Consider the following 21,360-nt stretch of genomic DNA (forward strand, 5'->3'; position numbering starts at 1 on the left):
TGTTCTCCGGATTTGATCATTTTCGAGATTCGGACTGATATTCGGCCAGCGCCGCGTTGAGGCGCAGCAAGCCGAGCGAAGGGGCTGCCGGCGGCATGCCGGCTGTTACCATCTCGTCGATCAGCCGCTTTGCCGTGGCTGACGTGGCAAGAAAGCCAAGCATTTCGAGGACGTTGTCGGCGGTCCGCCTGGCGGCGTCATCGCTTCCGCCAACGGCCGGACGCAGCGCCTGCAGGACCTGCCCAAGGTCGCCCCACTCCACCCAGCCCGCCTCGGCGGCTTCAAGCAGGCTGAGCGAGGCGAGATATGCTGCGTCTTTCAAGATCAGCCGGACGAGGACCTGTTTTCTTCCGGTATCCAGGCGCGGCATCAACTGGAGCACGAAAAGCGCCGGCTTGCCGCCTTCCGCGACAAGCGTGTCGGCCATGTGCGCCACCGCGCCATCGCTGCCCGAGGCGGCCACCATTCGCGCGAAAAAGATATCGGCATTGTTGTCGGCGCCGAACTGCCAACCGGCGATGAATTCGGTTTCGCCAACGCCAAAGCGTGCGGCGAGATCGACGAGATTGCAGGTGCCGAACAATTCGGCGCGGCGCTGGTCCTGCGCCGGGGATTTTGGTTTCACCGGCGTGTAGGTCGCGCGACGGCGGATGAACCCGGATTTGCCCGCGCTGACGAAGGCAGCAAGTTCGGTGACCGGATCTTCGCCTCCGCCCTCACCTGGAAGGCCGTGCTGACCCAACCTTGCCAACAGCCGGCCGGCGAGTTCGCGCACCTTGCCTGAGCGATCGGCGGAGAGCCCCTTCAGAAACGGCACGTCATACGGCCCCAGCCCGAAATGCATGAGTTGGATAAGGGCAAGCCTGATCTCCGCAGGCTCGCCGGATCCCTTGGTCTCGATCAGCAGCCGGGCCGAAGCCGGTTCGCGGCGGCGCATCTCGGCCAGTGCCGTACGCCGCGCCGCGGGGTAGAAATCATCCCAGTTTTGCGCCGTCAGCCTGTCTTGGCTGATATGGCTCTGCCCTTCGACGCCCGCCTGCCAGTCGACCCAGGGGGCATAGACATCAGGACTGTCCTGATCCGACGCGGCCGGCATCCAGTCCATTGGATGCAGCACCAGGCCATGGCTGGCGACAAGCGTCACCACCCGTGCCTTGCCCCTTGTGTCGGTCGCCTGTTTGAGTGCGGCCCTGACAAGCGGCCGCAGCCGGTCGGGCAACATCGGCAAAGCGAGTTCTGGTAACGGGGGGCGGCGTTTCAGCGCCGACGGCGCGGCGGGCCGCAAGGCGATTTCAAGCGCCTGCGCGGCGATCGCCAGCAGCCGGCGCTCCTTCTCGTCGGCGTCCGTACCGCCGGCGATTTCCCGCCACGCCACCGGGGCCAGGTCGAAGCTCGCTCCGCCGGTGATCCAGCAGTCACGCATCGTCGCCAAGCCTATCTGCTCAAGCTCGTTCACGACAGGTCAAGCCTCCCGAAACTGCTCCGCGCCGCCAGGAGGTCGAGCCGGCTGCCATTCCAAAGCGCGACCGTGGCCGCGAGATCGATGCCGAGCAGGGTTGGACTGACAGCCTCGTTGATCGGCAAGGCGATGCCGTTCGGGTCGCCAGCCGCCTGCCACCAGGGCGCGCCCCGGTCGTCGAGCAGGATCGCACCTGGCGGCAGCATGACAGGACAATCGGTGAGCCACGGCGCGGCGTCCTGACAGGCAAGATGCGTAGCGAGCGGATCCGGTTCGCTCGATGCGACAGCAGGCCATTCGCCCGACGAAACCTCACCCCTGCGGTCCATCACCAGGGCACGCAGCGGCTGGCGTGACGGATAGAAGATCAGCCGCGCGTCGAAGCGGTCGCCTGGCGTGAAGGCGTTGGACCGGCGGCCGGCCGAAGCAGGGAAATAATCGAGCAGAAGCGCGAATTGCGGAGCGGCACTCCTGATATCGAGCAGCCAGGTCGAATGGCTGACGAGGCCATCGCGGCGGGTTTCGATCTTCTCGCCGAGAACCTCCCATGCACTTTCGACCTGGACCGCGTGGGGGCTGGCCAGAACCTGCTCGCGCGTTTCGGAAGTCGACACCAACCGCTTCAGTTCGGGATCGTCGGGCGCGGCACGCCAGGCCTTGGCCAGCAGCACCAGCTTGCCAAGTTCGCGGATCGCCGCATCGGGCCGTTCTTCGCTGCGCAGCGACATCAACCGCGACGGAATCTCATCGAGACGGCCGGCAAGGGCCGTCGCCTTCATGTCGACCAGCCGCGCGGCAATCCGGCGGCAACGGTCGCTGCTGTTGTCGACAAATCCGGCAAGACCAAGCCGCAACTGATCCGATATCCACTGGTCCATCTCGTCCAGCGCCGCCGACACCGAAGATCGTGTCTCCTCGGCCCGCTTGCGCTGTGCCGCTTCGCGGCGTTCCACGGCCGCCGTGTCTTCCACCTCGGTGCTCTCGTCGGTCCGCGCGGCTTCACCGATGCTCTTGCCGCTGGCACCCGAGGCCTGTTGCGTGGGCGGCGGCGTGGTCTTCCTGCGGCGGCCAAGCCAATCATTCACCCACTCCGGCGTCGAATCGGCCGGGGTAAAACTGGTCGGCACCGTGGCGGCGATCCACATCAAGGCCAGGCTGTGCTTGCAGGGGAATTTCCGAGACGGGCACGTGCATTTATAGCCATGATCGCCGGTGTCGACGACCACACGATAGGGATTGGAGCCGGATCCCTGACACTCGCCCCACATAAGGGCCAGCGCTTCGTTCTTTTCGAGGCGTGGCCAGTTCGATCGTTTGGTCAGCTTGGAAGCGGCGCTCAGCGATGCCTGGTCAGGGGCAAGCGCCTCGATCGTTTTCAAGTCAAATTCCAAGCCGCGCCTCTGGTCGCCAGAACGAATGCCAGTTGCCAGTATAGATGGCCGTCTGTGACGGATTCTTGTAGCAGCGGCGGACTGGAGATCAATACAGGCGCTGCGTGCCGATTGTCCCTACCAGCCCGCTGCGCACGCAAAAAGGCGATATTGGCGAGGCCGCCAATAAATCCTATTGGAGGATTCGTGTGGGCGCGTGGCCTGGATGGTCCCGCGCCATATCGGCATGGACCTCCCCCTCGGCCAGCGAACGATCGAGCCCCGTCGCCACCACTGAGACCCTGAACCGGCCTTCCATGCTCTTGTCGAAGATGGCACCGACGATGATGTCGGCGTCCTCGTAGACTTCCTCGCGGATGCGCGTGGCCGCCTCGTCGACCTCGAACAGGGTCATGTCCCTGCCGCCCGATATCGACACCAGGACGCCCTTGGCGCCCTTCATGGACATTTCGTCGAGCAGCGGGTTGGCGATCGCGGCTTCCGCCGCCTTCATCGCCCGTCCGTCGCCGGACGCCTCGCCGGTTCCCATCATGGCGCGGCCCATGCCGCGCATCACCGATTTGACGTCGGCGAAGTCGAGGTTGATCAGGCCTTCCTTGACGATGAGGTCGGTGATGCAGCTGACGCCGGAATAAAGCACCCGGTCGGCGATCACGAAAGCGTCGGCGAAGGTGGTCTTGGCATCGGCGATGCGGAACAGGTTCTGGTTGGGGATCACGATCACCGTGTCGGCGGCCTCGCGCAGCCGCTCGATGCCCTCTTCGGCCATCTGCATGCGGCGCCTGCCCTCGAAGGTAAAGGGCTTGGTGACGACGCCGACCGTCAGGATGCCGGCCTTGCGCGCCGCCTGGGCGATGATCGGAGCCGCACCCGTTCCGGTGCCGCCGCCCATGCCGGCGGTGACGAAACACATATGGGTGCCGGCCAGATGATCCATGATCTCGTCGAGCGATTCCTCGGCCGCGGCACGCCCAATCTCGGGCAACGAGCCGGCGCCAAGGCCTTCCGTGACGTGCGCGCCAAGCTGGATCAGCCGCGTCGCCTTCGACATGGTCAGCGCCTGCGCATCGGTGTTGGCGGCAATGAACTCGGTTCCCTGAAGCTGTTCCACGATCATGTTGTTGATCGCGTTGCCGCCACCGCCGCCGACGCCGACAACGGTGATCTTGGGTCTCATCTCGGAGATTTCCGGCTTCTTGAACTCGGCCATGCCTGCTTCTCCTTCGCCAATTGCGTGCGCTTCACGACCCACAAGCAGACTGCCCGTAGGACATTGCAATCGAGCGGCATGACGCGAATCAGTCCGTTCGGATGGGTATCCCAAAAAGCCAGAGAGCGGCCGCACGTGCAAGTGTGTGAAGGTCAAGTTTTGTGATGAAGAGGCCGACCTGCGAGAACGCGATTGTCCGGTCCCGGGTGATCGCGATACTGTCGTCGCGGATCAGGCGCCACGACGGATGCCTGGCGATGGCCGGGCGGAACCCGCCTTTGCCGATCGTCTCAATGGCCAGGACGAGATCTCTGCGGAGTTCGACATCAATCAAAGCTGGAGGGGTATATCTCCCTTCCAGAACCCAAAAAGGCATGAAAGAGTTGTCCAGTTTGCCACCCATGAGATTGCGTCAGCCGGGATTGCGGCGCGGACTTTCGCGGCGATGAAACGCCTCGTCGATCACGGCGCCATGGCCGTCTCAGGCTACACCGTTCCCTGGCATACAGCGGCCGGAACACCGGTCGCCCTTCATGTCTCGTCGTCGCGGCAGCTACGCGACGTGCAGGTCGTGCGGCTCGACACGCCCGCGGCCGAGCCGATGGACTGGCGCGTCGAGCCGACGGGAAATGGGGTGTCCCACCGCGATTTCGATCATGGATCCTTCCTGAAGATCGCGGCGGCGGAACTGGCCAAGGCCACCGAGATCGAAGGCGTCGCCTTCGAAGTGTATTTGACGCGCAACGATGGCGCCCGCGTTCTGTTCGAGAGCGGAAACCTGCGCCTGGGCTTGCAGGACGGGCGGCTCACGTCAGGCCACGACGGCAAGCCGCTCGAAACCGACTTGGCCTTGCCGGCAAAGACCTGGCTCAAGGTCGAGATTTCGGCAAACGACGGCGTGACCGTGCTGCGCATCGGCTCGGACGATCTCCTGTCGCCGTTTCGCCTGCATCGTCAATTCGACCTGCCCTGGCGGCCCCTGTCCGGAGACATGGTCTTCGGGACCAGCGCGGCAAACGACCTCAGGTCGCTCAACGCCAAGTTCTCGGCAATCGCGCTGCGAACCGCGGCCGGTCGCATCGCCTGGGCGTTTCCTACTCTGCTGCCGAGCGGCCCGCTCGCTTCGACAGGCGCCGATCGCGGCCTCTTGCTGGAAACGGTCAACCAGCCCGCTTTCTGCATGACCTCGCGGCGCTGGGACGGGTCGAGTTTCGACCCCCGCCTGGTGCCGTCGCATTACGACGCCGTGCATTGCCACGACGACGACATGGGCGCGCTGCAGTGGCCCGCCTCCCACCAGTTACAGGTTCCCGCCGAGACGCCGTCCGGGGTCTATGCCTTCGAGGTCGGTCACGATGCCGGATCGGAGCGCGTCGCCTTCTTCATCACTTCGTCGGTGCGCCGGGCGCCACTGTTGTTCCTGGTGCCGACGGCCACCTATCTCGCCTATGCGGATGAATTCCTGCCGGCGCATCTCTACGAATGGATGTGCGAGGATCGCGGCCATCGCTTCGCGATCGACAACAATCTGAAGTCGCTCTACGACTACCACAGCGATCTCAGCGGCGTGTCTATCTGTTCCATCAGGAAGCCGAAGGCGACGCTGCGCGACGACTACAATTATCCGCTGTGCGGCTGCCCGCACAATCTGCCGGTCGACCTGCACTTTCTGCGCTTCTGCCACAGCAACGGCATTGCCTTCGATCTCATCACCGACCGCGATCTGCATGAGCGGGGCCTTGCCGGCCTGCAGGATTATCAGGCTGTCATCACCGGCAGCCATCCCGAATATATGTCGGTCGAGATGGAGCATGCGCTGCGCCAGTTCGCGGCGGCGGGCGGCAGCATCGCCTATCTCGGCGGCAATGGCTTTGCCGGCAAGGTCGCATTCAAAGACGATCTGATGGAACTGCGCCGCTCGCCGCTCGAGGCGGGCCGGACCTGGGACGGCCCCATCGCCGAACAGTCACTGTCGATCACCAACCAGCCGGGCGGCTATCTGCGCGCCAGTGGGCGCGGTGAATTCTCGCTGACCGGCGTCGCCATCTCGCTGATGGGTTTTGACGGCGCGCGACCCTTCACACGCACGCCGGAAAGCCATCAACCCTCGGCCGCGTGGTTGTTCGACGGCGTCACCAGCGAGACCTTCGGCGACGAGGGCATCGTGCTTGGCGGCGCCGCCGGCTACGAAGTCGATGCCACCGATCCGCATCTGGGCACGTCCCCCGACACCATGGTCATTGCCCGCGCGACCGGCTTCCCGGACAGCTTCGTCCATGATGCCACCCGTTGGTACGAGGGAGGTGACAGCGAGCGCGACGGCCGCCGCTGCGCGGAGATGACGCTGCGCCATCTGTCTTCGGGCGGCCTGATCTTCTGCGCGAGTTCGGTCGCCTGGTGCGGCGCCTTGCCGGCGGGCGATGCCATGAACGACGTCGGCCGGATCACCAAGAATTTGCTGACGCATCTGGCGGCGGAAAAGAGCCGGCAGGCCGGGGATCGATAGCCCGGAAAGGAAGGCAACCCACCGCACCGCGCCGGTTGGGGCAGTTGGCTTGCCGCGCAACGACCGAAGCGTCTATCATGCATGATCAATCGGCGGCTTGGGTGTTCCCGCCGTGCCCGGCTCAAGGTTTGTCCGCGGCGCGTGTCGTCAGGTCAATTTCAGAACGCATGAAGCAACGCCCCCGCCAATGGCCGACAGAACACATTTCGGTTTGACCGCCGTCGACACCGTGCCCTTGCACGAGAAGGTCTATCTGGAGCTCGTGCGGGCTTTGATGTCAGGGCAATTCCTGCCCGGCCAGAAGCTGACCTCGCGCAAGCTTGCCAGGGAACTGGGCACCAGCGACATGCCGGTGCGCAGTGCCTTCATGCGGTTGCAGGCCTTGCGGGCGCTGAGCCCGATGCCGAACGGCAGCGTCGAGGTGCCGGTGATCTCGGCCGAAAGGTTCTCGCAGTTGACCGCCGTGCGCACGATCCTCGAAGGCCCGGCGACCGAGCTTGCGACAAAACTGATCAACGGCAACAATCTGCGGGCGATCCGACGCCATTGCGCGGAATTGACCCTGGCCGCCCGCAAGGGCGACATCGGCGACTATCTCAGGAAGAACCACGATTTCAAATTCTCGATCTACCGTCATTGCGGCAACGAGCAGATGGTCTTCCTGATCGAGACGGTGTGGATGCAGGTCGGCCCGTTTCTCAGAAACCTCGCCATGGGGTTCGAGGACGACCTCTCCTCCATTCTGGACATCGACTATCACGAGGAAGTCGTCGCGGCGATCGAGGCACAGGACGGCGCGCGGGCGCGCGCGGCCATCGTTCGCGACATCGACGAGGGCGCCGCGCATATCCTGCGGCAGGCCAGGTTTCCGGAAGCGAGGAGCTAGACCAGGGTCTCCTGGACCCGTCACCAGATGCCACTTGGCTTTCCCTTGCCTTGCCGCTATGTTGCGATCGCAAATCGCGCAATTGGTTCCTGAAATGCCTCCTGACATCCCGGCTAATGATCTGAAAAAATGAAGGAAATTCTTCCGACTGATGTCGGAGATGCCTTCATGAACTCATCAGCTGTCTTGTCGTTAAATAGGGTGGCCGCCTCAGGCGCGGCACCGCAGGGAACCAGAGGTAACGGAAATTGAGCGATGCAATTGCGGACGTTCTGAGCTGGCTTGAAAGCAGAAACGACATCCAGAGCCTGAGGGCGGCGGTGTGCGACCTCAACGGCGTCATGCGGGGAAAACGCATCCCGGTAGAGCAGGCCCGCAAGGCGCTCGAAGGCAAGCTGCGCATGCCCTACTCGCTGATCGGGCTCGACATCTGGGGCGAGGATATCGAAGGCAACACGCTGGTTTTCTCGACCGGCGATGCCGACGGCCTTTGCCAATGGACGGGACGCGGCATCCTGCCGGTGGACTGGACCGCGCATCCGACCGCGCTTGTCCCGCTCTGGCTGGCCGACGAGAGCGGAGCGCCCTATCTCGGCGATCCCCGGCGCGCGCTTGCCCGTATCCTCGACCGTTACAAGGCGCTCGGCCTGACCCCGGTCGCGGCGACAGAACTTGAATTCTATCTGGTTGATCCGCAGTCGCAGCGGCCGGTCGGACCTGTCTCGCCGGTCACCGGGCGGCGTCTCGATTCCGACGCGGCATTGTCGATCGACGAGATCGACGATTTCGAGGCCTTCATCCACGACGTCTACGAGGCCTGCCGGGCGCAAGGCATTCCCGTCGACACGGCGATTGCCGAAAACGGCGTCGGCCAGTTCGAGATCAACCTCAACCATGTCGCGGACGCCCTGCGGGCCGCCGACGATGCGGTGTTGTTCAAACGCACGGTGAAGGGCATTGCCCGCAAGCATGGCTTTGCCGCCTGCTTCATGGCCAAGCCCTATGGCGACCGGGCCGGCAACGGCTTTCACGTCCATTTCAGCCTGGTCGACGCCGACGGTCGCAACGTGTTCGACGACGGCACCGATCAGGGCTCCGAAACCATGCGCAACGCGGTCGGCGGGCTGCTGGCGGCGATGGCCGAGAGCACGCTGGTCTTCGCACCGCACTTCAATTCGTATCGCCGCCTTCGCCCGCGCTCCTATGCACCGACCGCGGTCGCCTGGGGTTACGAGAACCGCATGGTCGCGATCCGCATTCCCGGCGGCCCGACCGGGGCGCGCCGCATCGAGCATCGCGTGTCGGGGGCGGATGCCAATCCCTATCTGGTGCTTGCCGCCATATTGGGAGCAGCCCTGATCGGCATTGAAAGACAGATGTCGCCGGGCGAGCCTACCGGGAGCGATGGCCAAGGCGCGGCGCCAGCCAAGCTACCGCCGGACTGGGCCTCCGCGATCGCCACTTTCGAAGGTGGAACGCATGTGGCGGAGATCTTCCCGGCGATCCTGCGCGACTCTTTTGTCGCCTGCAAACGCCAGGAGTTGAACACCTTTGCCCTCAATGTCAGCGACTTCGAGATCGAGACCTATCTCGAAAGCGTCTGAGTGTTTACGGCGATCATCCGGCCTTCAGCACCGAGACCGCCGCCTCGCTGTTGTGGACATAGTCGTTGGCGTCCGGCTGCCTCTGTACCAGCAGGATGAACAGAAGGTCGGTCAGCGTCAGCTGCGCGTCGCGCGCGGTGATGGAGGAGGAGCGCGCACGTTCCTCATCGGCGATGGTGTAGAGGCGGATGTCGGCGACGCGGCTCAGCGGATTGTCGTGCAGGCCGGTGACGGCGATCACCGTCGTGCCGCGCTTGGCTGCAAGCTCGGCGATGCGCAGGGTTTCGATGCTGGCGCCGGAATAGGAGAGCGCGAACAGCACATCGTCAGGACCCAACGTCGAGGCGTTGGCCATCTGGATGTGACTGTCGCTGTCATGCAGCACATTGCGGCCGAGCTTCATCAGCTTGTAGGAGAAGTCGCGCGCCACCAGCGAGGAGGCGCCGACGCCGACCAGATGGATGCGGCGCGCACCATCCAGCAGTTCCAGCGTCCGGGAGATGATGCGCTCGCTGTTGGCGGCGACGGTCTGCTGCATCGACAGCAGCTTGCTGCCGATCAGCTTCTTCAGGATGACCGGAAAGTTGTCGCCGACCTCGATCGAACCATGGATGACACCGGCCGGCACCTGCCAGTCCTGCGCCTTGGCCTCGCTGACGGCGAGCTTGAGCTCCTGGTAGCTGGCATAGCCGAGCTTCTGGCTGAACTTGACGACACTCGACTGGCTGCGGCCGATCTCGGCCGCGAGCGCCGCCGTCGACAGGCGCAGCATCTGGTCGGGATTGTCGACGATGTACCGGCCGATCTCGCGATCGCCGGGCGCCATGCCGTCGAGCTTCGCATTGATCCTGCTTAGGACGGACACGGGAATTCCTCGCTGTTCAGACTTGCAAGCCGAGGAATAAATTATTCCAATTTCGATTGACAGCCAAGAATGCAGAATTAATTCTCAACTCGACCCGGATCAATATCCGGGATTCGGAGCAGGCTTTCCCAGGCAGATCACGGGCGTGGCCCTCATCGTCAAGGTTTCAGTCATGGACAGATTGCGGATCGTCGGCGGACAGAGACTGCAAGGCGCCGTCACCATATCGGGCGCCAAGAATGCCGCTTTGCCGCAGATCGCGGCTTCGCTGCTCAGCCCCTACCCGCTGGAACTGACCAACCTGCCCGATGTGACCGACGTCGAAAACATGCTCGGTGTGGTACGGCTTCACGGCGCCGACGTGACGCGGTCCGCCCATGCCGCGACCATCGACACCAGTGCCGCCGTCTCCAAGGAGACGTCCTACGACACGGTGCGGAAGATGCGGGCGACGGTGCTCGTCCTGGCGCCGTTGCTGGCGCGGTTCGGCCATGCGCGGGTTTCGCTGCCGGGCGGCTGCGCGATCGGCGCGCGGCCGGTCGACATGCATGTCGCCGCACTCGCCGCACTCGGCGCCAGGATCGCCATCGAGAACGGCCTGGTCGTTGCCTCGGCGCCGAACGGATTGACCGGCACCCGCATCGTGCTCCCCTCGCCATCGGTCGGAGCGACGGAAACCGCCATGATGGCGGCGACCACGGCCAAGGGCGAAACCGAAATCCTCAACGCCGCGCGCGAACCCGAAGTGGCCGATCTCGCGGCTTGCCTCAACGCCATGGGTGCGCGCATCGATGGCGCCGGCACGCACCGCATCCTGATCGCGGGCGAAACCAGCTGGCGCCCGGCCAGGCACGACATCATCCCGGACCGCATCGAGGCCGGCACCTATGCGATCGCCGCGGCGATCACCGGCGGCCAGCTCGAACTCACCCATGCCCGGCTCGAACACATGGCCTCGGTGGTGCAATTGCTGGAAGCGACGGGGGTCAGCGTCTGGCCGGGCGATCGCGGCCTGATCGTGTCGCGCGACCGGCCGCTCAAGGCCGCCGACCTGACGACCGAACCCTATCCCGGTTTTCCGACCGATCTGCAGGCGCAGTTCATGGCGCTGATGTGCTGCGCGGAGGGTGCGTCGCTGCTGCGCGAGACCATCTTCGAGAACCGCTTCATGCATGTGCCCGAACTGATGCGGCTCGGCGCCAACATCAAGCTGCAAGGCACCATGGCGCTGGTGCGCGGCGGCGCGAAGCTCCATGGCGCGCAGGTGATGGCCACCGACCTGCGCGCTTCGGTGTCGCTGGTGCTGGCGGCGCTGGTCAGTGAAGGCGAGACAACAATCAACCGCGTCTATCACCTCGACCGCGGCTATGAGCAACTGGACCGCAAGCTGCGCCTTTGCGGTGCCGACATCGAGCGGCTGGGCGCATGAATACCGAGGCGCATTATTTCCTCGGCGTCGATGGTGGCGGCACCGGTTGCCGCGCCCGCCTCGAGGACGCGCAAGGCGTGGTGCTGGGACAGGGCCTGTCCGGCCCGGCGACGACGCGGCTCGGTATCGAGGCAGCCTGGGCCTCGATCGCGAAAGCCTTCGGCGCGGCGGTCGAGGAAGCAGGTTTCGCGCCAGCCGAGACCGCCCGGATCCATGCCGGCATCGGCCTTGCCGGTATCGGCCGCAAGGGCGCGCTGGAGGCGCTGCGGGCAATCGCGCATCCCTTTGCCAGCATCGATTTCGTCAGCGACGGCGTCGGCGCCTGCCTTGGCGCGCACTCCGGCAAGGACGGCGCCATCGTCATTGCCGGGACAGGCTCGATCGGCCTTGGCTTTGTCGAGGGCCGCGACCTGCGCGCCGGCGGCTATGGATTTCCGATCTCCGACGAGGGCAGCGGCGCCGACCTCGGACTGAAAGCCGTGCAATTGGCATTGCGCGCCCATGACGGCCGGCACGAACGGACCGCGCTGCTGGCGGAGGTCATGCAGCGCTTCGCCGGCGACCCGATGGAGGCCGTCACCTGGATGGACCGCGCCAGCGCGACGGACTATGCCGCGCTTGCACCCATGGTGATGCGCCATGCCGACCAGGGCGACCCTGTCGGACGCCGCATCGTGCAAAGCGCCGCCGAACAGATCGACACACTGGTGCGGGTGCTGTTCGAAAAAGGCGCGCCGCACGTGACCTTGCTCGGTGGCCTCGCCAGCCCACTCGAACCCTGGCTTTCCCCTGACGTGCGCCGACGCCTGAAGCCCGCCGACGGCGACGCCGTGTCCGGCGCGATCATTCTTGCCAAGAGGTCGGTTGGCGGAGGCTAGGTCGACAAGATAGGAATAAAATATTCCAAACTTCGATTGACGATGTGAATATTGAATTCTAAAAAGTTAACAAAGAAAACTGCGATGGCGGACCCAGGATCCGGACCCGCTCCGCCCGTCGAGCGATGCCCGGCGCCGTGCAGCATGATTTTGAAAGGCTGGAATGACCGAGCAAGGGTTGATGTCTGAGCTGGACCGGCTGGTTTCCGAAGGCCGGAACCCAAGGACCGTCGACATCGACCTGTTGCCGACCATCGACGTCCTGCGCAGGATCAATGACGAGGACAGGCTTGTCCCGGCGGCCGTCGATAAGGTCATGCCGGAAATCGCCGCCGCGGTGGATCGCATCGTGCTCGCCTTCCAGAAAGGCGCGCGCCTGATCTACATCGGCGCCGGCACCAGCGGCCGGCTTGGCGTGCTCGACGCTTCGGAATGCCCGCCGACCTTCGGCGTACCCGAAGGCATGGTCGTCGGCCTGATCGCCGGTGGATCCGACGCGCTGGTGCGCTCGACGGAAGGCGCCGAGGATGATCCGAAGATGGGCGCCAAGGCCTTGCAGGACATCGGGCTCACACCCGATGACGTGGTGGTCGGCATCGCGGTCAGCGGGCGCACGCCCTATGTGATCGGCGGCCTGACCTATGCCAAGCAGTTGGGCGCGGCGACGGTCGCGCTGTCCTGCAATCCGGCATCGACCATTACCGGCATCGCCGACATCGCCATCTCGCCTGTCGTCGGCCCGGAGGTTCTCACCGGCTCGACGCGTCTGAAATCGGGCACCGCGCAGAAGCTGGTGCTCAACATGCTGACCACGGCCTCGATGATCCGCATCGGCAAGAGCTACCAGAATCTGATGGTCGACCTGAACCCGTCGAACCGGAAACTGGTCGCCCGGGCGATCAGGATCGTCATGCAGACGACCGGCTGCACCGCGCCGCAGGCGCGACAGGCGCTCGACCGGACCGGCAATGACGTCAAGCTGGCGATCCTGGTGACGATTACCGGCCTCGACGTCGAAGCGGCGCGGGCCGCGCTGTTCAAGGCCGGAGGGTTCCTGCGAAAGGCGATCAGCGACGAAGCGGCCCGAGGCCGCCCGGGACATGACGGCTGAAAGCCGCTTTAGACATGACGGCAAGAAGCCGCATGGGACAAGACGGCGTCAAGCCGCATAGACTGGGCCGATACTCCAAAGCATGTGTGCCATGGAAGCGGCCGACGGAAACTGCAAGGCATCGAGTTCAATAATGGGAGACGAGAATGGTTCATCTTACAAGAAGGCTGCTTTCGGGCATTACCCTTGGCGCGATGCTGGGCATCGCGACGGTTTCGACGCAGGCGGCGACGCTGCACATGGCTTGGTCGCAGGACGCCACCGGGCTTGACCCGCACAAGCAGACGGCGTTCTCGTCGCTGCGGCTTTTGGAGCTGATCTACGAGCCGCTGGTGCGGGTCGATGCCAGCCTGCAGATCATCCCCGCCATCGCCAGCTCCTGGGAGTTCTCCAAGGACGGCAAGGAGCTGACCTTCAAGCTCGATCCCAAGGCGAAATTCCAGGACGGCACGGCCGTGACCTCCGCCGACGTCAAGGCCTCGTTCGAGCGCATCCTCGACGAGAAGACGGGTGCCGCCGCCCGCGCCAACTTCCTGTCTATCGCGAGCATCGACACGCCGGATGCGGCGACCGTCGTGTTCCACCTCTCGCAACCCGACGTGCCGATCCTGACGGCGATGAGCGACGTCAACGCGGCCATTGTTCCGGCGGCCGAGATCAAGGCCGGTTCGATCGGCACCAAGGCGGTCGGTTCCGGCCCGTTCAAGCTCGACAAATGGGACCCCAACGCCAAGGAAGTTCTGAGCGCCAACAAGGACTGGGCCGGGGGTGCTACCGGCGTCGACGGCATCGAGATCAGCGTACTGCCGGACGAAGCGGCGATCCTCGCCGCCATGCGTACCAAGCAAATCGATTTTGCCCTGCTCAATGATCCGCTCGTCGCCACGCTGGTGCCGAAAGAACCCACCCTGCAGCTCAACCGCGTGCCGGTGCTGGCCTATCACGTTCTGCAGCTCAATCCGTCGCGCAAGCCGATGACCGAGCTCAAGGTGCGCCAGGCGATCTCATGCGCCATCGACCGGCAGGAGGTGCTGGACACCGCTTCGCTCGGCGAAGGCAAAGTCACCGGGCCGCTGACCATCCCGGCGCTCGCCACCGATCCGACCCAGTTGTTCTGCTACAAGCGCGATGTCGAGAAGGCCAAGAAGCTGATGGCCGAGGCCGGCTTTGCCGACGGCTTTTCGGCGACCGTGATCGGGGCCACCGGCGAGCCGCCGACGGCGGCGGCGGAAGCCCAGGTCATCCAGTCGCAGCTCGCTGAAATCGGCGTCAAGCTCGACATCAAGATGATGGAGCTCAACGTCTATGTCGACGCCTGGCTGAAGGGCGATTTCGACATGGCGATCGCGCTCAATGGCGGCCGTGCCGACCCTTACACCATGTACAACCGCTACTGGACCAAGGCGGGCAACCTTCAGAAAGTGGCGAACTACATCGACGACACGCTGGACAGCCAGATGCAGCAGGGCCGCGCCGAGACCGACCCGGCCAAACGCAAGGCGATCTTCGCCGCGTTCGAGAAGCATCTCGCCGAGATGTCGCCCTGGATCTGGCTCTACACATCCTACAGCTATACGGCCCAGCAGAAGAACATCGCCGGGTTCGTGCCGACGCCGACCGGCACGCTGTTCAGCCTGAGCAAGGTTGCCATCCAGCAGTAGCCACCTCAGGCATTGGACGAGAGGACTTCTTCGCGTGGACTATCTCTTGCGACGGCTGGCGACGTTTCCTCTCGTCCTGCTTGGCGTGTCCATCCTGGTCTTCGTCGCGATCAGGATGGTGCCCGGCGATTCGATCACGGCGATGCTGGGCACCGAAGCCGGCCTGCTGACGCCGGCACAGCGGGATTCGCTCGCCGCCTATTTCGGCATCGACCAGCCTTGGTTCATCCAGTACTGGCGCTGGGTCGGTGGCATCCTGCACGGTAATTTCGGCATCTCCGTCACCTATGGCAGGCCGGTTCTCGACGTTATCCTCGAGCGCTTCCCGCTGACGCTCGAACTGGCTCTGCTGTCGATGGTCATCGCGCTCGCCGTCGGCATGCCCGCGGGCATCTACGCGGCCACCCACAATGAGAAGCCGTCCGATCTCGGCGTGCGTATCGTCGCCATGATCGGCCAGTCGACGCCGAGCTTCGTGCTTGGCCTGCTGATCATCTACACGCTGTCGGCCGGCTTCGGCGTGCTGCCGGCGATGGGCGAATTCGCGCCGCTTTGGCGGGATCCGTTGCGCAATCTCAGCCAGCTGATCCTGCCCGCCATCACGCTTGGCTTCGCCTTCGCGGCGTCCGTCACCCGCATAGCGCGCTCGGCGATGCTCGACGTGTTGAGCGACGACTATGTGCGCACGGCCCGCAGCAAGGGCGCTTCGGCAAGCAGCGTCATCTGGCGGCACGCTTTGCCCAACGCGCTGATCCCGGTGGTAACGCTGAGCGGCATAGAATTCGGCTACCTCCTCGGCGGCGCCGTCATCGTCGAGCAGATCTATGCCCTGCCCGGCCTCGGGCGCATGGTGCTCGACGCCATCCTGCAGCGCGACTACGCGCTGGTGCAGGGAAGCGTGCTGTTCATCGCCTTCAACTTCATGATCGTCAATCTTCTGGTCGACCTCGCCTATGTCGCGCTCGATCCACGCATCCGGCTGGGGGAACCGTGATGCGCATCCTGCGCGCCGTCTTCCGGCATGGCAGCGGCCGCATCGGCGGCGGCATCGTCTGCGTCTATCTGCTGCTCGCCATCCTTGGCCTGCTCGGGCTGACGCCGCACAATCCGATCACGCAATACCGCATCGACCGTCTGCACGCGCCGAGCGCCGGCTACTGGATGGGCACGGACCTGTTCGGCCGCGACGTCGCCAGCCGGCTGATGGCGGGCATCGGCCAGTCCTTCACGGTCGCCTTCTTCTCGGTTGCCTTCGCCACCCTTGCCGGCACGGTGCTGGGGCTTGCCGCCGCCTGGCTCGGCCGCCGCTGGGACGGCGTGGTGATGCGGGTCATGGATGTGCTGCTGGCCTTCCCGGCGATCCTGCTGGCGCTGCTCATCGTTACCGTTGCCGGGCCGGGCACCTGGACCAGCGTGGTGGCCATCGGCATCGTCTACACGCCGATCTTCACGCGGGTGGTTCGCGGCCCCGCGCTGTCGCTCAAGACACGCGAGTTCGTCGATGCGGCGCGTACCTTCGGCAGCAGCTCGTCCTACATCGTGACGCGGCATCTGCTGCTCAACCTTGTGGCGCCCTTGACCGTGCAGGTGACGCTGGCGCTCGCCTGGGCGTTGCTGACGGAAGCCGGCTTGAGTTTCCTTGGCCTCGGCACGCAGCCGCCCGCCGCCTCGCTCGGCCTGATGCTGAGCGACAGTCGCAATTTGATGGAGACAGCGCCCTGGCTGATGATCTTCCCGGGCCTGGCGATCATGATCAGCATTCTGGGCTTCAACCTGCTGGGCGACGCCTTGCGCGACATTCTCGACCCGAAGATGCGAAGGGCGTTGGCATGACCCTGCTCCTCTCGGTTTTAGACCTGCGCGTCGGCTTCGGCCGCAATCCCCAGGCCAACGAAGTGGTGCGCGGCGTCAGTTTCGATGTCGCCGACGGCGAGACGCTGGCCATTGTCGGCGAGAGCGGCTCGGGCAAATCCGTCACCGCGCTGTCGATCAACCGGCTCGTCGACTTCGGCGGCGGCCGCATCACCGGCGGCTCGATGAAGCTCAAGCGGGCCGATGGGACCATCTTCGAGTTGGCGACCGCAACCGAGCCACAACTAACCGGCATTCGCGGCGCCGAAATCGGCATGATCTTCCAGGAACCGATGACGTCGCTCAACCCGGTGCTGACCATCGGCACGCAGATCGAGGAATCGTTCCGGCTGCATCGCGGCCTGACGGGCCGGCAAGCCACGGCGGCAGCCAGGGACGCGCTTGACCGCGTGCGCATTCCCGATGCCGCGCGACGGCTGAAATACACACCCAACCAGCTGTCCGGCGGCATGCTGCAAAGGGTGATGATAGCCATTGCGCTCGCCTGCAATCCGCGCCTGCTGATCGCCGACGAACCGACGACGGCGCTCGATGTGACGGTGCAGGCACAGATCATGGCGCTGCTGGCCGAGCTGAAGCGCGAAAGCGGCATGTCAATGATCTTCATCACGCACGATATCGGCCTGGTCGCCGGCATCGCCGACAAGGTGATGGTGATGCAGAACGGCCAGGCCGTGGAACACGGCGAACTGAACCAGATCCTCGACAGCCCCCAGCATCCCTACACGCAGCATCTGCTGCAGGACGTGCCGCATTTCGCCAGCGGTCGGGCCACGCGCGCGGACGGGCTGCGCGACAAGGGCGCGAACACGCAGCCGGCCTTGAAGGTCGATGGGCTCGTGGTGCGGTTTCCGCTCAAGAGCAGTTTCTTCAGTCGCGCGACCGGCGCGGTGCATGCCGTCGACGGCGTCGACTTCGACCTCATGCAAGGCGAGACGCTGGCCATCGTCGGCGAGAGCGGCTCCGGCAAATCCACCACCGCCAAGGCGGTGCTGGGGTTGGTGCGATCGACGCGTGGCAGTTTCTCCGTCGCCAGCCGAATGGCGTCGGCGGAGCGCAGTGCCAAGCCCGTGCAGATGGTGTTCCAGAACCCCTACGCGTCGCTCAACCCGAGGCTCACCATCGAGAGCATCCTCGCCGAGCCGGTCATCGCCACCGGTGGGCGGGTGGATGCCCAAACACGGGCCAGGATGGCGAGCCTGCTCGAACGCGTCGGCCTGCCCAAGAACAGCCTCGAGCGCTACCCGCATGAATTCTCCGGCGGCCAGCGGCAAAGGCTATGTATTGCCCGCGCACTGATGCTCAACCCGTCCGTGGTCGTTCTCGATGAAGCGGTTTCGGCGCTCGATGTCTCGGTGCAGGCGAAGGTGCTGGAGCTGCTGGTCGACCTGCAGCGCGAGTTTGGGCTGGCTTATCTGTTCATCTCGCACGATATGGCGGTGGTCGAACGGATCGCGCACCGCATCGCCGTCATTTATGCCGGCCAGATCGTCGAGATCGGCGACGCGCAGTCCGTGCTATCGCAGCCGAGGCATTCCTATACGAAGAAGCTGATATCAGCCGTTCCGGCCATCGATCGGCGGCACGAGCATTTCGAGATCGACACGCGTCAGGTGCCTTCTCTGGTCAGGCCGCAGGGATTTGAGCCGGCGCCGGCGAGATGGGAGCAGTTCGGCGGGGATCATATGGCGAGGGTGGAGACCTAGACATGTTAGCGGGACAGCGCCCCCCTCTGCCCTGCCGGGCATCTCCCCCTCTAGGGGGGAGATCGGATGTCACATTGGCCTTCGCCAATCTTCAACGTCTGAGGGCTGGCGCCGCGCACGAACTGCCAATCTCCCCCCTTGAGGGGGAGATGTCCGGCAGGACAGAGGGGGGCGCCGTAGGACGCCACCTCTCCGAAGGAGGCCGGCATTGAGCGACCTCGCCCAGATCTTCGATCGCGCATTCGCGCCCTTGGCAACGGCCGTCTCGGCCAAGTGTATCCCCGGCGGCGTGCTCGGCATTGCCGACAAAAGTGGCGAACGCATCGTCCGCGCAATTGGCTCGGCACAGCTCGTGCCCAAGGTCAGGCCGATGCGGGAAAACACCTGGTTCGACCTGGCGTCCCTGACCAAGGTGATCTTCACCACGCCACGCATCCTGGCGCTGGCGCAGGACGGCACCATCGATCTCGACGCGCCGCTGATCACCCTGCTTCCCGACCTTCGCCAGTATGACGCGAACGCCTGGGAGCGGAAGGTGACCTTCCGCCAGTGCCTGGGCCACCAGACGCCCTTCCCTGCCGTCGAGCCGATCTACACCTATGGACGCGATCCCGAACTGCTGCGCGCCTTCATCCTGCAGCGCGAATGGCGCGCCCGTGATCCCGTCTATTCCGACATCAACTTCATCGTGCTCGGCTTCGCGCTGGAGCGGCTGTCGGGCAAGAGCATCCGCGACATGGAGCCCGGGCCGGGTTTTGCCTGGTTCGCTGAACCCGATGCCGCCGCCGCGACCGAGGACTGCACCTGGCGCCATCGCGTGCTGTCGGGCGAGGTGCACGACGACAATTGCTCGGCCCTGCAAGGTGCGGGTCATGCCGGCCTGTTCGGAACGGCCGCTTCGGTGCTCGATTTCGCGCAACGGCTGCTGGACGGCACCGGCGCATCTGAGCGTTCGATCTCGCTGATGCGTACGCCCTTTTCGGCCACCCGCACCCATGGCTGGGAACGCCCCTATGAGGGGTGGTCCGGCGGTGCGCTGTGCGGTCCGGGAACGATCGGCCATACCGGCTTTACCGGCACCGGGCTGTGGATCGACTTCGACAGAGGCAAGGCATGGACCTTGCTCACCAACCGCATTCATCCGACACGTCATTTCGACAGCGGCATCGTTTCGCTGCGGCAGGCGGTCGGCGATCTCATCAACAGGGACTAGGACCATGGAACCAATCTGGGCCGTCGGCCTGATGACCGGCACCGTACTTGACGGCAATATCGACGTGGCGCTGATCAAGACCGACGGCGAGCGGATCGACGATTTCGGTACCTACCGGCTGATGCCCTATCCCCAATCGATCCGCTCCTTGCTGGAAGAGACGCTGACGGCGGCCAGGGCCTGGAATTTCACCGGGCCAGAACCGGCGATCTTCCGCAAGGCCGAACAGGCGCTGACGCGCGCCCAGTCGGCGGCGGTCAAGGAACTGGTCGAGGGCCACGGCATGACGATGGCCGAGATTGGCGTCGTCGGCTTCCACGGCCAGACCGTGCTGCATCGGGCGCCGCAGGTCGGACGGCTCGGCCAGACCCGGCAGCTCGGCGATGGTGAGCTGATGCATGAGATATTGGGCACCAAGGTTGCCTATGATTTCCGCTCGGCCGACATGCGCGCCGGCGGACAGGGCGCGCCCTTGGCAGCCGCGTATCACACCGCACTGATGCGCAGCGCCGGCGCCAGTGGCGAGGTGGCCGTGCTCAATCTCGGCGGCGTCGCCAACATCACCTGGTGGGACGGCGCCGACAATGTCATCGCCTTCGACACCGGCCCCGCCAACGCGCCGCTCAACGATTTCATCAAGTCGAAAGGGCTCGGCGAAATGGACCGCGACGGCGCGCTGGGCGGCGCGGGCAAGGTGGACGAAGCCCGGCTCGCCAAGCTGTTGCAGCATCCCTATCTGAGCAAGCCCTATCCGAAATCGCTCGACCGTTTCGATTTCGGCGCCGCCATGGCCGACGGCCTCGATGCCGAGGATGGCGCCGCCCTGCTCACCGCCTTCACGGCCGGCGCCGTAGGCAAGGCGCTCGACCTCCTGCCCAGCCGGCCGAGGAAACTGGTGGTCAGTGGCGGCGGCCGCCACAACCCGACGATGATGGCGATGCTGGCCAGCCGCGCCGGCGTCGAGGTGGTGCTGGCCGAAAGCCTCGGCTGGAGTGGCGACGCAGTGGAGGCGGAGTGTTTTGCTTTTCTCGCGGTCCGCGTCCTGCGCGGTCTGCCGATCAGTTTCCCAAGCACCACCGGGGCGCCGCAGCCCATGCGCGGCGGTAAGCTCGCCGGCTAGGCGGGCGACAGCTTCTTCTGCAGGAAGATGCGGCTGCGGCCGACGGGGAAATCGGCAAGCGTGCCGAAAGGCTGGTAGCCTTGCCGTTGGTAGACCTTGTCGGCGTTCGGGTTGAAGGTGTCGATCAACGCGCCGTGGCAGCTGCGCGCCACGGCTTCCTGTTCGGCCGCCTCGAGCATCTGGCCAGCCATGTGCCGGCCGCGCAGCCTTTCATCGACCCACAGCCATTGCACATAGAGCCAGCCCCAGGCGGTATAGCCGGAGATCCCGGCGACGATCGCACCGGCCTCGTCGCGGACGAAAACGGCCAGTGCCTTCCTCTGGGAAGCGCCGACATCGCTATCGTTGAACGCCGTCAGCCGTTCACCGAGAAAGGCGAGTTCTTCCGGGCGGGGATTGGCGGTCGTTTCGAGCGTGGTGTTCATGGCTTTTCCGGATTGCGGGGTTGG

Annotated in this window: 18 protein-coding genes; 12 read left to right on the forward strand and 6 right to left on the reverse strand. The window is 64.9% G+C overall.

Features of this window, described 5'->3' with window-relative positions; genetic code table 11:
• Window positions 1-16 precede the first annotated feature (16 nt).
• The 4 genes from EN804_RS21425 to EN804_RS21440 all read right to left on the reverse strand — a co-directional run bounded on the left by EN804_RS21425 (window position 17) and on the right by EN804_RS21440 (window position 4,463).
• Window positions 17-1,456, reverse strand: coding sequence for a DUF5691 domain-containing protein (locus EN804_RS21425; protein ID WP_135921251.1), 1,440 nt, complete (start codon window positions 1,454-1,456; stop codon window positions 17-19).
• A complete protein-coding gene (locus EN804_RS21430; RefSeq protein ID WP_246693461.1) occupies window positions 1,453-2,838 on the reverse strand; it encodes an SWIM zinc finger family protein in 1,386 nt (461 codons plus the stop codon). Before EN804_RS21430 ends, EN804_RS21425 begins: the two co-directional genes overlap by 4 nt.
• A gap of 184 nt (window positions 2,839-3,022) precedes the next feature.
• A complete protein-coding gene (gene ftsZ, locus EN804_RS21435) occupies window positions 3,023-4,060 on the reverse strand; it encodes a cell division protein FtsZ (protein ID WP_135921256.1) in 1,038 nt (345 codons plus the stop codon).
• An 88-nt stretch (window positions 4,061-4,148) separates the two neighbouring features.
• A complete protein-coding gene (locus EN804_RS21440) occupies window positions 4,149-4,463 on the reverse strand; it encodes a hypothetical protein (protein ID WP_135921258.1) in 315 nt (104 codons plus the stop codon).
• 42 nt (window positions 4,464-4,505) lie between these two features.
• Here EN804_RS21440 and EN804_RS21445 point away from each other — a divergent pair, with 42 nt between their 5' ends.
• The 3 genes from EN804_RS21445 to EN804_RS21455 all read left to right on the forward strand — a co-directional run bounded on the left by EN804_RS21445 (window position 4,506) and on the right by EN804_RS21455 (window position 9,056).
• Window positions 4,506-6,566: a N,N-dimethylformamidase beta subunit family domain-containing protein gene (locus EN804_RS21445; RefSeq protein WP_135921260.1), complete on the forward strand. Its 2,061-nt coding sequence runs from the start codon at window positions 4,506-4,508 to the stop codon at window positions 6,564-6,566.
• Between the two features lie 187 nt (window positions 6,567-6,753).
• Window positions 6,754-7,452: a GntR family transcriptional regulator gene (locus EN804_RS21450; RefSeq protein ID WP_127870614.1), complete on the forward strand. Its 699-nt coding sequence runs from the start codon at window positions 6,754-6,756 to the stop codon at window positions 7,450-7,452.
• A gap of 248 nt (window positions 7,453-7,700) precedes the next feature.
• Window positions 7,701-9,056: a glutamine synthetase family protein gene (locus EN804_RS21455; protein WP_127870613.1), complete on the forward strand. Its 1,356-nt coding sequence runs from the start codon at window positions 7,701-7,703 to the stop codon at window positions 9,054-9,056.
• A gap of 13 nt (window positions 9,057-9,069) precedes the next feature.
• Here EN804_RS21455 and EN804_RS21460 read toward each other — a convergent pair whose 3' ends face one another.
• Window positions 9,070-9,921, reverse strand: coding sequence for a MurR/RpiR family transcriptional regulator (locus EN804_RS21460; protein WP_135921263.1), 852 nt, complete (start codon window positions 9,919-9,921; stop codon window positions 9,070-9,072).
• A 172-nt stretch (window positions 9,922-10,093) separates the two neighbouring features.
• Between EN804_RS21460 and murA the strand changes: the two genes are divergently transcribed.
• From murA to EN804_RS21510, 9 genes are all read left to right on the forward strand, one after another.
• Window positions 10,094-11,350: a UDP-N-acetylglucosamine 1-carboxyvinyltransferase gene (gene murA, locus EN804_RS21465; protein WP_135921265.1), complete on the forward strand. Its 1,257-nt coding sequence runs from the start codon at window positions 10,094-10,096 to the stop codon at window positions 11,348-11,350.
• Window positions 11,347-12,228: an N-acetylglucosamine kinase gene (locus EN804_RS21470; RefSeq protein ID WP_135921268.1), complete on the forward strand. Its 882-nt coding sequence runs from the start codon at window positions 11,347-11,349 to the stop codon at window positions 12,226-12,228. The genes murA and EN804_RS21470 overlap by 4 nt, the downstream gene beginning before the upstream one ends.
• A 163-nt stretch (window positions 12,229-12,391) precedes the next feature.
• The gene (gene murQ, locus EN804_RS21475) at window positions 12,392-13,339 is read left to right on the forward strand and encodes an N-acetylmuramic acid 6-phosphate etherase (protein ID WP_135921270.1); all 948 of its coding nucleotides are present in this window, start codon (window positions 12,392-12,394) and stop codon (window positions 13,337-13,339) included.
• Between the two features lie 146 nt (window positions 13,340-13,485).
• On the forward strand, window positions 13,486-15,000 hold the full coding sequence (locus tag EN804_RS21480; protein ID WP_135921273.1) for an ABC transporter substrate-binding protein: 1,515 nt from the start codon (window positions 13,486-13,488) through the stop codon (window positions 14,998-15,000).
• 34 nt (window positions 15,001-15,034) lie between these two features.
• Window positions 15,035-15,994, forward strand: a complete 960-nt coding sequence (locus tag EN804_RS21485) for an ABC transporter permease (protein WP_135921275.1) — start codon at window positions 15,035-15,037, stop codon at window positions 15,992-15,994.
• Window positions 15,994-16,833 carry an ABC transporter permease gene (locus EN804_RS21490; protein ID WP_127870608.1) on the forward strand — a complete coding sequence of 280 codons (840 nt, stop codon included), beginning with the start codon at window positions 15,994-15,996 and terminating at the stop codon, window positions 16,831-16,833. Before EN804_RS21485 ends, EN804_RS21490 begins: the two co-directional genes overlap by 1 nt.
• Window positions 16,830-18,578: an ABC transporter ATP-binding protein gene (locus EN804_RS21495; protein ID WP_135921278.1), complete on the forward strand. Its 1,749-nt coding sequence runs from the start codon at window positions 16,830-16,832 to the stop codon at window positions 18,576-18,578. Before EN804_RS21490 ends, EN804_RS21495 begins: the two co-directional genes overlap by 4 nt.
• 208 nt (window positions 18,579-18,786) lie before the next feature.
• Window positions 18,787-19,791 (forward strand): serine hydrolase, encoded by a 1,005-nt coding sequence (locus tag EN804_RS21505; protein ID WP_135921280.1) that lies wholly within the window; start codon window positions 18,787-18,789, stop codon window positions 19,789-19,791.
• A gap of 4 nt (window positions 19,792-19,795) precedes the next feature.
• The gene (locus EN804_RS21510; protein ID WP_135916199.1) at window positions 19,796-20,911 is read left to right on the forward strand and encodes an anhydro-N-acetylmuramic acid kinase; all 1,116 of its coding nucleotides are present in this window, start codon (window positions 19,796-19,798) and stop codon (window positions 20,909-20,911) included.
• Here EN804_RS21510 and EN804_RS21515 read toward each other — a convergent pair.
• On the reverse strand, window positions 20,908-21,336 hold the full coding sequence (locus EN804_RS21515; RefSeq protein WP_135916198.1) for a GNAT family N-acetyltransferase: 429 nt from the start codon (window positions 21,334-21,336) through the stop codon (window positions 20,908-20,910). The genes EN804_RS21510 and EN804_RS21515 overlap by 4 nt on opposite strands.
• Between the last annotated feature and the right edge of the window lie 24 nt (window positions 21,337-21,360).

Origin of the sequence: Mesorhizobium sp. M8A.F.Ca.ET.161.01.1.1, assembly GCF_004792105.1 — a bacterium.
In the GTDB taxonomy this organism is placed as follows: Bacteria; Pseudomonadota; Alphaproteobacteria; order Rhizobiales; family Rhizobiaceae; genus Mesorhizobium.

What these genes read in the sequence shown, in the direction of transcription:
- ftsZ (WP_135921256.1), bottom strand. Translation starts at nt 4,060, where the DNA reads ATGGCCGAGTTCAAGAAGCCGGAAATCTCCGAGATGAGACCCAAGATC.
- EN804_RS21440 (WP_135921258.1), bottom strand. Translation starts at nt 4,463, where the DNA reads ATGGGTGGCAAACTGGACAACTCTTTCATGCCTTTTTGGGTTCTGGAA.
- EN804_RS21445 (WP_135921260.1), top strand. Translation starts at nt 4,506, where the DNA reads ATGAAACGCCTCGTCGATCACGGCGCCATGGCCGTCTCAGGCTACACC.
- EN804_RS21450 (WP_127870614.1), top strand. Translation starts at nt 6,754, where the DNA reads ATGGCCGACAGAACACATTTCGGTTTGACCGCCGTCGACACCGTGCCC.
- murA (WP_135921265.1), top strand. Translation starts at nt 10,094, where the DNA reads ATGGACAGATTGCGGATCGTCGGCGGACAGAGACTGCAAGGCGCCGTC.
- EN804_RS21470 (WP_135921268.1), top strand. Translation starts at nt 11,347, where the DNA reads ATGAATACCGAGGCGCATTATTTCCTCGGCGTCGATGGTGGCGGCACC.
- murQ (WP_135921270.1), top strand. Translation starts at nt 12,392, where the DNA reads ATGACCGAGCAAGGGTTGATGTCTGAGCTGGACCGGCTGGTTTCCGAA.
- EN804_RS21480 (WP_135921273.1), top strand. Translation starts at nt 13,486, where the DNA reads ATGGTTCATCTTACAAGAAGGCTGCTTTCGGGCATTACCCTTGGCGCG.
- EN804_RS21490 (WP_127870608.1), top strand. Translation starts at nt 15,994, where the DNA reads ATGCGCATCCTGCGCGCCGTCTTCCGGCATGGCAGCGGCCGCATCGGC.
- EN804_RS21495 (WP_135921278.1), top strand. Translation starts at nt 16,830, where the DNA reads ATGACCCTGCTCCTCTCGGTTTTAGACCTGCGCGTCGGCTTCGGCCGC.
- EN804_RS21510 (WP_135916199.1), top strand. Translation starts at nt 19,796, where the DNA reads ATGGAACCAATCTGGGCCGTCGGCCTGATGACCGGCACCGTACTTGAC.
- EN804_RS21515 (WP_135916198.1), bottom strand. Translation starts at nt 21,336, where the DNA reads ATGAACACCACGCTCGAAACGACCGCCAATCCCCGCCCGGAAGAACTC.